We start from the raw sequence: 11,677 nt of genomic DNA on the forward strand, positions 1-11,677 counted from the left end.
ACGGCTTTTTTTAAATATGACGGATTCTTTTTTCTAATGACTTCCTCACTACATCTGCCAAGGCATCTACTTCTAGAACAGCTTTCAGCCTATGTGGATCAGCTTGATGGTATTTGACTTCGTTGACTTCATGGACCGTAATCTGATGGGACGCTTTCTCTACTAACACAAGAGGTTCATCAGGCGACACCATTCCTTCTTTTAACACACGCAAATAAAAGCCTGTATACCCTGTTTGCTGCACTTCCTTCACAAGCTTCATGTTGCGGTGCTTAAGAGATAGCTTCACACAAGGCTGTCTTGGCTGACTAACCTCAACAAGCGCTTCTCCAAGCTGAAACACATCTCCAATACACACCTTTGTCTCCACAAGCTGATGCACTGTCAAATTCTCACCGAAGGCCGCCTCCTGTAACGGTACCCCTAAAAATTGCTCAAAGTAATCATAATGATCATATGGAAAGACGCATATCGCTTTATCATAGCCTCCGTGATGAACCAAATCACCCTGACCATCTCCCTCAAAATTGAGCTTGCTCAAATAGACAGGCTCGTAAATGCGTCTTTTGTTGATGGCTGTTTTGATTTCTTTTCCATTTGCATTAGTGGTGATCGGTTGTCCTACTTGAATTCCTTCTATGTCGTACCTTTTCTGTCCCACTATGGCCATCTCCTTCGGTTGTCTGATTGCTTTTATTTTACATCGTTTGACAGCCAAATCATAGTCGATGCGTGAAGGTAAGATGAAAGCTATGATACGATGAGAAAAAAGGAGAGTTGACATTGATTCATTATCACGCCATTGTAAAAGGACGGGTGCAGGGAGTCGGATTTCGTTATTTTGTTCAGGGGGAAGCCGTCAATCGCGGGATGAAAGGCTGGGTGCGCAACACAGATGAAGGTCATGTCGAGTTAAAAGTAGAAGGTGAGCAGCAAGCAGTTCATGACTTCTTAGAGACAGTCCGGAAAGGAAGTCCTTTTTCAAAAGTGACAGATATACAGATGGAGCCGCTCACCGAATTAGCCTATTATAAGAACTTCCGGATAAAAGGATAATGTATAACGATGCGTACTTTTTATTTCACAACAGTAAATGGGTTTGCAACATAGTAACCGATTAGCGTTGTACGTGAAGTGTCTTTGTACAGGCTCACATGAACATCATAATTTGCTGATCCACTGCTAGGAAGAAACAAACGAGTAGGTGCTGTGAAAGCTGCTTGTCTAGAGATAGACCCTTGGTGTGTGAAGGCAGGTGTCACTGGGAACGTAAGCTTTCGTATACTTGCTGTATAATAGAGCGTTTCATTTGTCGTTGTCGCCATGTTGACATTGATTTGAGGATGAAGCGAAGAGTAAGTTGAACGGTCGGTTGTGACCTTCAAATCGACAGAGTTTTGAACCACTGAACCTACATCAATTGCATTTGCTCTTTCAGCACATAACGGTAAAAATCCTGTCATACTTAATACAGCCGCTAACATCATCAATGTGACTTTTTTCATCATCATTCCCCCTTTTTCAATTCCTTTTTATTAAACCATAAATTCCCAACAGAGGCATCATTCAAAGGATTCATTTTACAGAAAAAACCTAGCTCTCGCTAGGCTTTTTCTGTCCCATGATAGGGCTTTTCCTGATAAAAATAATTCGGTTTCAGAGTGGTATTGTCATAATGCCGGTGGAAGATGTGGGTAGCAGCTGGTGATACCGGCGGAATCAGCCATGTCCAATCTCCAGTCAGCTTGCGATCGGCCTTCTCTTCCTGCTTTTCAAACTGTTTGAATTGATGAGCAGCTGTATGGTGATCGACAATGGTCACCCCTGCTTCGCGGTAAGAATGAAGAACCGCCACATTCAATTCCACAATGGCTTTGTCCTTCCAAAGTGACGCATTCTTTGTCGTGTCCAGCCCTAAAATAGAAGCGACTTTTTTCAACATGTTGTAGCGATTTTCATCCGCTAGGTTACGTGCGCCAATTTCTGTTCCCATATACCAGCCATTAAACGGTGCAGCGTTGTAATGGATGCCGCCAATCTCTAACTTCATATCAGCAATGATCGGAACAGCGTACCATTTCAATCCTAAATCACGAAATCCTTCATATTCAGGATGGGTAATCTCGACTTCTTGAATGATCTCTTTCGGAAGATCATACAGAACGGGCGGCTGACCTTTTAGCTGAAACATGAGAGGCAGAATATCAAAATGCGTACCCTCACCTTTCCAGCCATGGGCTTCACATAACTTTGTTAATTCAAGCGATGCCTCGTCTCCGATGATGCCATATTCCGTTTCATAGCCTGCATAACGAACAAGCTGATGATTATAAATGACAACTTCCTTCTGTCCCTCGTGCTCTGGCGGAAAGATCGTAATGGACGGTTTGATTTTGCCGCCATTTGTCGCATACTCAATATGATGAAAGAGCGCATCTTTCACCTCATCTTCTGTCCTCACATGCCGGCAATCATGAACATGCAGCGTCGACCAAAACAAACGGCCAATGCAGCGGTTACTATTCCGCCACGCCATTTTAGCCCCGTGAGCTAACTCCTCCGGCGTATGAGTATAGATGCCTTCAGATTCAATGTCTTTTTTTATTTCATGCAGACGTGCTGCTTTCTCTTCATTTGATTTGTCTAATTCTTCATAGCATAAAGAAATAAAAGCTTCTGCTTCATTCCACAACGCTTCTTGGTTACTCAAACATACTCGCCTCACTTTAATACGAATATATCCATTGTAGCGGTTTCTATTAAGAAATTCACTTGTTTCAAACCATTTTTTATCATATCATCCGACCATTGTCCTTAGACAATAGATGAATCCATGAGCTCAAGGGTCTTTTGGAGCCAACGGACATACCCTTTTTCTCTTTCAATTGCTCTTGTGAGCACTAAGTAATGCCCGAATTGCGCTGAATGAAGCAATTCAGCGGAAGTATCTTCCTCCGTTAAAGCATTCAGCTTCTGTTCAAGCATGTCTACTTTCTTGGTCCGCTCTAGTAGTTGATGTGTAAACAGATCCACCGCTTCCTTTTTGTCCATGGAGGAGATAAAGAATGTTTTTAGCATAAATTCATCCTTTGTTGTTTCTGGAATCGGGTCTTTTGTCCTTAGCCACTGATGCAGCTCCGTTTTTCCTGCTTCTGTGATTTGGTAAACCTTTTTCTCCAGCTTCTTTCCTTGTATGTGAATATCAAATTCAATAAACCCTTCTTCCGTTAGACGCTTCAGCTCGGGGTAGATTTGGCTGTGCTTGGCACTCCAAAACTGTCCAAGGGAATCCTTAAAGTGTTTCGTGATATCATATCCCGTCAGCTCACGCTGATCTAGTAAGCCAAGAATGGCATATTTCAGTACTCTCATGACGGACCTCCAACGCATATTCTTTGACAATAGTATACCATACACACTAAAATAAACATGTAAATCATGACATGTTTGAAACAACATCATTCTAATGAAAGAAGGAATAAACATGGATCAATTCGTTGGACTTCATATGATTTATACGTATGAAAATGGCTGGGAATATGAGATTTACATTAAAAATGATCACACCATTGATTATCGTATTCATAGTGGAATGGTTGGAGGCCGCTGGGTTCGTGATCAAGAAGTGAATATTGTGAAGCTGACAAAAGGCGTCTACAAAGTCTCTTGGACAGAACCAACGGGGACAGACGTTTCTCTGAACTTTATGCCTGAAGAAAAACGCATGCATGGCGTGATCTTCTTCCCAAAATGGGTGCATGAACGTCCAGATATCACGGTTTGCTATCAAAATGACTACATCGACCTCATGAAAGAATCTCGTGAAAAATATGAAACATATCCGAAATATGTTGTTCCAGAATTCGCAGACATTACGTATATGAATCATGCAGGTGTAAATGACGAAACGATTATCGCAGAAGCACCGTATGAAGGCATGACAGATGAGATAAGAGCTGGACGAAAATAAAAAAAGCGGCACGCACTGTGCCGCTTCTAGATGGTTGACAAAGGGCTAAAATAATTTTAGTCCTTTTTTATTGAATGCCTAACGTCTTTTGAGGAAGCAAGAAACGGTAAACTGGCAGTTCATCCCCTGCTTTTGAAGCGATAAACCCTGATGACATATAGCTATCTTTTGATTCTGGTTCAAGGGCAAGTGACAGCAAATTGGTTTGTGGCTGTGCCGTGACAAATACCTTCGTTCCTTTTGGCAGCTGACGTTTCTTGTCAACGAGCGTTGTTTCAAGCTGAATATCTGTTTTGCTCTTTTCCTCTCGTTTTGTCACCTGATAGGCTTGTACTGGCACTTTCACGCCAACAGGCAATGTGACACTTTTTAATCCTAATGTTCTGAGCTTCTTTTCTACCCCTTCATGTCCCGGAAGGATGAGATAAGCTGTCGGTCGTTCTCTAGTCAATACGGGAACTGCATCGCTCGCACTATGAAAACGCACAGGGACATCAATGGTTTGTCCTTTCTCAATATCCACCATTTCCAGTGAATCGTTCACAGGCGCTTTGAAACTATCTTGAATGACCACTTGATCGTCATCGTTTGTTTGAAGACCTTTTTTCACCAGCTTCAGCCGCTCGGTTACCATTTGCTGCTTCACTTGTTTGGCATGCTTCACCGTTGTCTCAATGATTTTTTCATGAGTGGTGACTTGTGCTGCGACGCGGCGGGTAAAGTCTTCTCTTCCAATTCCAATCCCCCTGCTTTCTACAAGAAACGATAGAGCTGGCGAGAGTGCAAAGGCATTGCGGCCAATTCGTGCATCCGTTCCGCCTTCATAGAGGTCGATCTTTCCATCCTTCCCTCTCATGTTTGTATAATATAGGTCGTTAGAAAATCCTTTGTTCGTCAGCGTTTCCCGAACTCCGTTCACATACAACTCATTTGATGTCAGACGAATGCTTTCCGGAATGTTCAAATTCTTCCCTGATAATATGAGCAAATCGTGATATTTGAGGGCGCCTGATGAGCCAACATTTTCAAACTGCTTTTGGCCTACATCGTATTCATGGGCATCAATGACCACCTCTGGCGCATAACGATTAAATTCTTCATGCAAGGCTATCAGTTCTGGAGATTCTAATGTCATATGATCACGGTTCCCGTCCATTCCGTTTGCAAGCCTGCGGTCAAATGCATAAGAACCATCAGGATTGATTCTTGGGACAATGATGATATTGACATGGCTCAGTATACGCTCTCCTTCATCACCTGCTAGTCGTTTCGCGATAACAAGAGCAGATTCACCGGAGGCTGGTTCATTTCCATGTATTTGTGCTTGTAGCCAGATCGTTGGCTTTTTTGAAAGTGGAGAGATATGACGATCCTTTGTAAAGTAGAGGGCTGGAATGGATCGACCCTCAATGGATGTTCCAATCTTTTTTTGCGTGGCGTAAGGACTTTTGCGGACAATATCACGTAAGAAGTGTTGAAGCTCTTCTTGTGTCGTAAATGCGTCTCCTTTTTTCTGAAAGGCAGGGGTGTCGAACGTCTCATCAGGCTCAGGGTATAGCTTTTTGACTGAGGCTGGCTGTTCATAACTTTTTCCATAATAAGGGGTGTCTGCATTAGCTGAAGCTGGGGTCACCATCGACAAACTGCCTGATATGAGGCATACAGCAGCAAAAAGAATCGTGCCTTTTCGTTTGGACATGCTATCCTCTCCCTTCGTTGATTTGCATTATAAAGAAAAAAACAGCAAAAGTGTCAGCATTTTTCAAAAATAAATCTTTAGGAGGAACAGGCATTTCTTTCTATAGGGCAAATGAAAGAAGCTTGCTCGGCAATATGACCTAAAAAAGAGTGCCTGCTCGGACAGCAGAACACTCTTCTATTTACCAGATGGAGATGGCTCCAATCAGAATCGCCATAACGGTCATGGCGACGACTGCAAGCACAGCCCATTTCATCCCAAATTTCTGATGCTGATCCAGTGATACCCCAACAAGTCCAACAAGCAAATGAGTCGATGGAACAAGTGGACTTAACATATGAATCGGCTGACCAATAATAGAAGCTCTGGCAATTTCAATTTTATCGACACCATATGCTGCCGCTGTTTCTGATAGGATCGGCAGTACCCCATAAAAGTATGCATCATTCGGCATAAAGAAAGTAAATATCCCGCTTGTTAACGCGACAATGACTGGAATAAATCCGCCAAGCTGCTCTGGAATCGCAGATACAATGGAGATCGCCATTTCATCTACCATTTTCGTCCCGGTTAAAATGCCTGTAAAAACACCTGCTGCGAAAATCATCGAAGCAATCGCTAAGACGTTTGTTGAATGAGCCGCAATTCGCTCACGCTGCTGATCTAAGTTCGGATAGTTCACGATAATCGCCACACAGAAAGCAAGAACAAATAGAACGGTTAGGCTGACTTTTCCTGATACAAGCAAAAGTACCAATAACAAAGTAAGTGTTAGGTTAAACCACCAAAGTTTCGGTCGTTTGATGTCATCTTGCAGTGCCGCTGCCATTTCATTTGCATGGATCGGCTGGTCAAGCTCAATGACACCAAGGCGTTTTCTTTCGGCTTTTCCAAGAAAGTATGCCACAACAATCATACTCAAAACCCCTGCGCCAATGACTGGAATCATCGGGCCAAATAAAAGTGAAGGGTCGACACCAAGTGCACTCGCCGCTCTAGGTGTGGCACCGCCCCATGGAATCGTATTCATAATTCCCATGCCAACTCCGGCAATTCCTGCTAAAATAATCGGCCGTATGCCAAGCAGTGTAAATAACGGAAGCATCGCTGTTGTTGTAATCATGTACGTCGTTGTCCCATCACCATCAAGTGCGACAAGCATGGTCAAGACAGCTGTTCCGACAACAATTTTTAATGGGTCGCCTTTGACGATTTTTAAGATTTTCGCCACCATCGGATCAAATAAACCCGCATCTATCATAATGCCAAAGTACAAAATCGCAAACATGATCATGACCGCTGTCGGAGCGACTTGCTGCACACCTTTGACAATCATGTCTGAAATTTCAGTAAAATGAAAACCTGCAATAAGAGCAAATGCAATCGGTGTTAACACCAATGCCGTTAAAACAGACATACGTTTCGTCATAATCAAAACCATAAATACAATCATCATAAGAAATCCTAAAATTGCTAACACTTTGTTCACCCCTTATGTTGTATACGCTTTCATTAATTGTTGGTATCCCATTTCCAACCCTTTCTGTCATGATATCTGACGCCTGAATTGAAGTAAATATTATGAATTTTAATTCTTTTTTGGTCGATAAATGCTTTTTGTTCATTTTGTGCATTCGTTGTTGTTCCTCGATTCCATGAAAAAAAGCGGTCTCATTTGACCGCTTGTTCTCCTTGTATAAATTGCTCATAACGCCTTAATTGATCTTCCATGAAGACCTTCGCCTCTTTACTGTTCATATAGCGACCTGTCCAGCCCTTTTGCTTTAATTGCTTTTTCCAGGACGTAGTCTGTGTCATTTTTTGAAGAAGCTGATCCCATTCACGAATCTCGTGCTGATTCATTTGCTTGGGTCCCATGACACCACGCCAATGAGAAAAGATGAGTGGGATTCCTTGCTCTTTCCAAGTAGGCACATCTTCAAATCCCTCTAAACGCTGATTGGTTGTGGTCGCTATGAGTTTTAGCCTCTTCTTTTCATAATCATGACGAACCTCTGTAATCGTTGTTGTTGCTGCATCCACCTCATGGTCAATAAGCGCCTTAAATAAATCATCTGCACTGTCAAATTTCAAAAATTGAATGCGGTATGGATCAATCCCTGCCATTTCGGCAGCCCGGGCGAACGAGATTTGATCATCATTTCCGAAGTCCGGGGCAAAACCAATTTTTAAGGAATCCGGTTTCTTCTTTAGTGTGTTTAAAAGCTCCTTCCCATTTGCAAAAGGAGAATCCACTGGGACTGCGACGACCTGCCACTCTTCCGCAAGAATCGCAAGTGGCGTGACATCATTCATTGTCACGTTACTGCTTCCAAGCAAATTACGGCTCAATAATAAGCTTGAATTCAAACTAATATAATTGGCATCTCGCTCCATCATATAAGTCCATCCCTTATCCACCGTCCCGCCTCTTTGATAAAGGATGTTCACAGGCCGTTTCACCAGCTTCTCTTGTTCAAGCACTGATTTCATTACCTGGGCCGTTTGGTCAAATCCACCGTCAGGTACACCAGACACTACAATATATAATGGGCTATGCTGCAAGAAAGAATCTTCTGCTGTTTTTTCATTAAAGGTGAGCGTCATAGAAAGAAAGATGATGATGACTAGGAGCATTCCTTTTTTCATCTTTTAAGACTCCGCTTGCTTTTTGGCAGGATAATATTTTCGTTCTGGTCTGCCAATGATCCCGTATGCAAGCTCTGCCCGGCATTCTCCCGTTGTCACGAGATATTCTACGTAACGTCTCGCTGTTGTGCGTGATGCACCCATTTTTTCTCCGAGTTCTTCCGCTGTAATTCCGTTATTCTCCGATGCCATCAGTGTTTTCACTTTTTCCAAGGTGAGTGAATTGATGCCTGTTGGCAGGTCCCGGTCATCCTTTTGTTTTGGTTCTTCCTGCATTTGCCCAAAAAACAGATCGATCATCGTTTGATTGACTTCATCCTTTGAATTGATTAAGTCTTTCTTTTCTTTATATTCGGTTAAGACTTGCGTAAATTTTTGGGCTGTCACCGGTTTGATTAAATAATGAACCACTCCATAATGAAGGGCATCTCTTAAAAGCATCGTTTCTGTTGCAGCGGTGATAATGATCACATCTACTTCAGGATAGCGTTCTCTTAAAAGCGGCAACAGGTTTGTGCCGAGCTCATCAGGCATATACACATCAAGCAAGATGAGATCTACCTGTTCTTTTTGAAGCGCCTCCCACATATCTTTTGCACTTTTTGCCTTTCCGGCGACTTGAAAGCCCTGTATCTTTTGTATATAGGATTCATGAATGGCAGCGATTCGAAAATCATCCTCCGCAATGAGTACCTTCATCACAATTTATTCCCCCTTTGTGCCTTTCGGTATGTATACAGTGAAGATGGCACCGCCTTCTTTTTGGTTCGCGACTTCAATCCAGCCCCCAAGTTCATCCAATACTTCTTTCACATTAGCTAGTCCATAGCCTCGCCCTTCTCCCTTTGACGAATGACCCCTTGTAAAAATGTGTGATAATTCCTTATCATTGATGCCATCACCTGAATCGGAAACTTCTATAATAATATCAAATCCAATATCTGTGATAAACAGACCTACTTCTCGCTTTTCCTTGTTTAATACGGCCTCAAAGGCATTGTCTACGAGATTGCCAATGATGGTGATAAAGTGAGATAGACTCAAATGAGCGGGTAGCGGCTCCAATGAACTATTTTCATCAATGTGGAAATGGACCTTTTTCTCAGATGCCTTTCCTAATTTCCCGAGTAAAATAGCTTGTATTTTAGGAGAACGAATTTGCTTCATGAGTAAATCATGCTGACGATTTTGCAGCGTATATTCTTCCTTAATTAAGTCGATCGCTTCATCCACTTGTTTCAGCTCAAGCAAGCCTAAAATGGCGTACAGCTTATTTGAGAACTCATGTGTTTGCGCTCTAAGGTCTTCTGAATATTGGCTTACCTCTGTTAATGTATCCAGCAGCTTCGTCAGCTCTGTTTTCTCCCTGAAGCTCACAATTCCTCCGAATACTCTATTGTCCTGCTTAACTTTTTTCACGTTTAACACAAAGGTTTTATTATTGACGACTGTCTCTATGTTAGGCTCAATCGTCTCTTCCGTTAAATAGGATAGAAGATTGGCATTTGGCAAGACTTGGTCAATATGAAGGGGGCGCTCTGATGAAACGCGCAGCATGTGTTCAGCTGACGTATTCATCATCGTCATCGCACCTTTGCGGTCAAATGCAATAATCCCCTCTTTAATGGCAAGCAGCATCGCTTCTCTTTCTCGGTATAATGATGCAATTTCATGTGGTTCAAGCCCTAATGTATCTTTTCGAATACTCCTTGTTAAGAAAATCGCTCCGAATAGGCCAGGGAGCAAAACGAGAAGCGCTATATAACTAAGTTTAAATAGTTGATGGGCTGTTGCTTGATCAATCTCTTTTTTCAAAAATTCGACGGTAACTGTCCCAATAATTTCTTCGTGCTGTCCAGTTTCTTTCATAATCGGCGCACTGCCTCTGACAACCGTTTCACCGTCAGAATCACCAGTCGATATGGAGGTTCCTCCAAACAGCAGAGTACTCCTTCCTTCCGATACACTGATGGTTTTACCTACATCCTCATGATTCGTATGAAAAAGGACCTTTCCTTTTTGATTGGTGATCAAGATAGCGTGCGCTCTTACTTGCTCCTTCATTTGCTCAAGCACTGCCTGTTCTTCATTTTGAGACGTTGATGTGACCACCGATGTTTTAATTGGCGGCATATATGATATCGTTCTAGCGGTTTGTACTGCCAGCTGTTCAGCTTGTCCCTGTCTTTCTGCTGTTTGCAAAAAACCAAAACAAATGGTCAATAAAGCAATGACAACTAGCAAAAGCCCAATAATTAATCCAAATATTTTCGTTTGTAAAGCGACTTTCCTTCTGCCCATCCTCACCGCCACAACCCCTAATTCAAGTGGATTCATCGAATAAACTCTAATAAAATCATATCATTTTTTCTTACGAAGTTGAGAGAAAATTCATTCAAACAAAAAGGACGACTCAAATCGAGTCATCCCTTTGTGTCTATTACGTGATGGATAAACCAGCACTCGCATAGCCTGCTACAGCGTTAATTAAAGATAAGCCTGTTGCAGTCGCAGAGAAAACAACCAGTAATCTTGTTTCTGCTGTAACTGGCACATTCAGACCAGTAGCGATGCCGTTTGAAATAGCACCAATAGAGAGAATCCCCGTTAATGATGGTGCCAACGTGACACTCGCTACTTGAGTGAAGCTGTTATCTGGTGTTGGTGAAGCAAATAAGCTAGCTGTTACTGTAATATTCGTGCCGACTAAAGCCAATGCTGCCGTGGTACTAAAGTATCCGGCAAATGAAGTAATAGTACCGTCCCTTGGTACAGAGAATGCCATATTTAAAAGAGTACCTGCTGCACCTGTTAAGTCGATGATACCACCTAATATGCTAACGCCTGTTGCAGAGCTACCAAAGCCAACCAAACTAGATGTCCCGACTAGACCTCCTGCAATCGTTGTTAAAGCGACAGGTAAACCTGATGCAAACGGAATAATTGCACTCGATCCAGTTGCACCTGTGGCTCCGGTTGCTCCTGTTGCTCCTGTTGCTCCCGTATCTCCGGTTGGGCCTGTGGCTCCGGTGGCTCCTGTTGCTCCCGTATCTCCGGTTGGGCCTGTGGCTCCGGTGGCTCCCGTTGCTCCTGTTGCTCCTGTTGCTCCCGTATCTCCTGTTGCTCCCGTATCTCCGGTTGGTCCTGTGGCTCCGGTGGCTCCGGTGCTCCGTGCTCCCGTTGCTCCTGTTGCTCCCGTATCTCCGGTTGGGCCTGTGCTCCGGTGGCTCCGGTGGCTCCGGTGGCTCCCGTTGCTCCTGTTGCTCCCGTAGCTCCGGTTGGGCCTGTGGCTCCGGTGGCTCCCGTTGCTCCTGTTGCTCCCGTATCTCCGGTTGGGCCTGTGGCTCCGGTGGCTCCCG

Annotated in this window: 11 protein-coding genes and 1 pseudogene; 2 read left to right on the forward strand and 10 right to left on the reverse strand. The window is 43.3% G+C overall.

What is annotated here, in order from left to right:
- Positions 1-10: 10 nt before the first annotated feature.
- Positions 11-661, reverse strand: a complete 651-nt coding sequence (locus C6W18_RS16590; RefSeq protein WP_105928294.1) for an MOSC domain-containing protein — start codon at positions 659-661, stop codon at positions 11-13.
- Positions 662-783: 122 nt separating this feature from the next.
- Here C6W18_RS16590 and C6W18_RS16595 point away from each other — a divergent pair, with 122 nt between their 5' ends.
- Positions 784-1,056, forward strand: a complete 273-nt coding sequence (locus C6W18_RS16595; protein WP_105928295.1) for an acylphosphatase — start codon at positions 784-786, stop codon at positions 1,054-1,056.
- 20 nt (positions 1,057-1,076) lie between these two features.
- Here the strand turns inward: C6W18_RS16595 and C6W18_RS16600 are convergent, their stop codons facing one another.
- The 3 genes from C6W18_RS16600 to C6W18_RS16610 form a co-directional block, all read right to left on the reverse strand.
- Positions 1,077-1,505: a hypothetical protein gene (locus C6W18_RS16600; protein WP_105928296.1), complete on the reverse strand. Its 429-nt coding sequence runs from the start codon at positions 1,503-1,505 to the stop codon at positions 1,077-1,079.
- A gap of 98 nt (positions 1,506-1,603) precedes the next feature.
- The gene (locus tag C6W18_RS16605; RefSeq protein WP_105928297.1) at positions 1,604-2,710 is read right to left on the reverse strand and encodes a nitric oxide synthase oxygenase; all 1,107 of its coding nucleotides are present in this window, start codon (positions 2,708-2,710) and stop codon (positions 1,604-1,606) included.
- Between the two features lie 104 nt (positions 2,711-2,814).
- The gene (locus tag C6W18_RS16610; RefSeq protein WP_105928298.1) at positions 2,815-3,372 is read right to left on the reverse strand and encodes a PadR family transcriptional regulator; all 558 of its coding nucleotides are present in this window, start codon (positions 3,370-3,372) and stop codon (positions 2,815-2,817) included.
- 112 nt (positions 3,373-3,484) lie between these two features.
- Here C6W18_RS16610 and C6W18_RS16615 point away from each other — a divergent pair, with 112 nt between their 5' ends.
- The gene (locus C6W18_RS16615; protein WP_044139752.1) at positions 3,485-3,970 is read left to right on the forward strand and encodes a phenolic acid decarboxylase; all 486 of its coding nucleotides are present in this window, start codon (positions 3,485-3,487) and stop codon (positions 3,968-3,970) included.
- A gap of 67 nt (positions 3,971-4,037) precedes the next feature.
- On the opposite strand, the gene C6W18_RS16620 is transcribed toward C6W18_RS16615, so the two are convergent.
- The 6 genes and pseudogenes from C6W18_RS16620 to C6W18_RS16645 form a co-directional block, all read right to left on the reverse strand.
- The gene (locus tag C6W18_RS16620; protein WP_105928299.1) at positions 4,038-5,669 is read right to left on the reverse strand and encodes a M14 family metallopeptidase; all 1,632 of its coding nucleotides are present in this window, start codon (positions 5,667-5,669) and stop codon (positions 4,038-4,040) included.
- 181 nt (positions 5,670-5,850) lie between these two features.
- Positions 5,851-7,149: an Mg(2+)/citrate complex secondary transporter CitM gene (gene citM, locus C6W18_RS16625; RefSeq protein ID WP_105928300.1), complete on the reverse strand. Its 1,299-nt coding sequence runs from the start codon at positions 7,147-7,149 to the stop codon at positions 5,851-5,853.
- A gap of 191 nt (positions 7,150-7,340) precedes the next feature.
- Positions 7,341-8,318 carry a tripartite tricarboxylate transporter substrate-binding protein gene (locus C6W18_RS16630; RefSeq protein WP_105928301.1) on the reverse strand — a complete coding sequence of 326 codons (978 nt, stop codon included), beginning with the start codon at positions 8,316-8,318 and terminating at the stop codon, positions 7,341-7,343.
- A gap of 3 nt (positions 8,319-8,321) precedes the next feature.
- Complete coding sequence (locus C6W18_RS16635; RefSeq protein WP_105928302.1) at positions 8,322-9,020, reverse strand: response regulator; 699 nt, start codon at positions 9,018-9,020, stop codon at positions 8,322-8,324.
- Between the two features lie 3 nt (positions 9,021-9,023).
- On the reverse strand, positions 9,024-10,619 hold the full coding sequence (locus C6W18_RS16640) for a sensor histidine kinase (protein WP_105928305.1): 1,596 nt from the start codon (positions 10,617-10,619) through the stop codon (positions 9,024-9,026).
- A gap of 139 nt (positions 10,620-10,758) precedes the next feature.
- Positions 10,759-11,677, reverse strand: a pseudogene (locus tag C6W18_RS16645) (exosporium glycoprotein BclB-related protein); the annotation flags it as partial.

Source organism: Bacillus sp. LLTC93, assembly GCF_002993125.1.
Lineage (GTDB): Bacteria > Bacillota > Bacilli > Bacillales > Bacillaceae > Bacillus > Bacillus zhangzhouensis.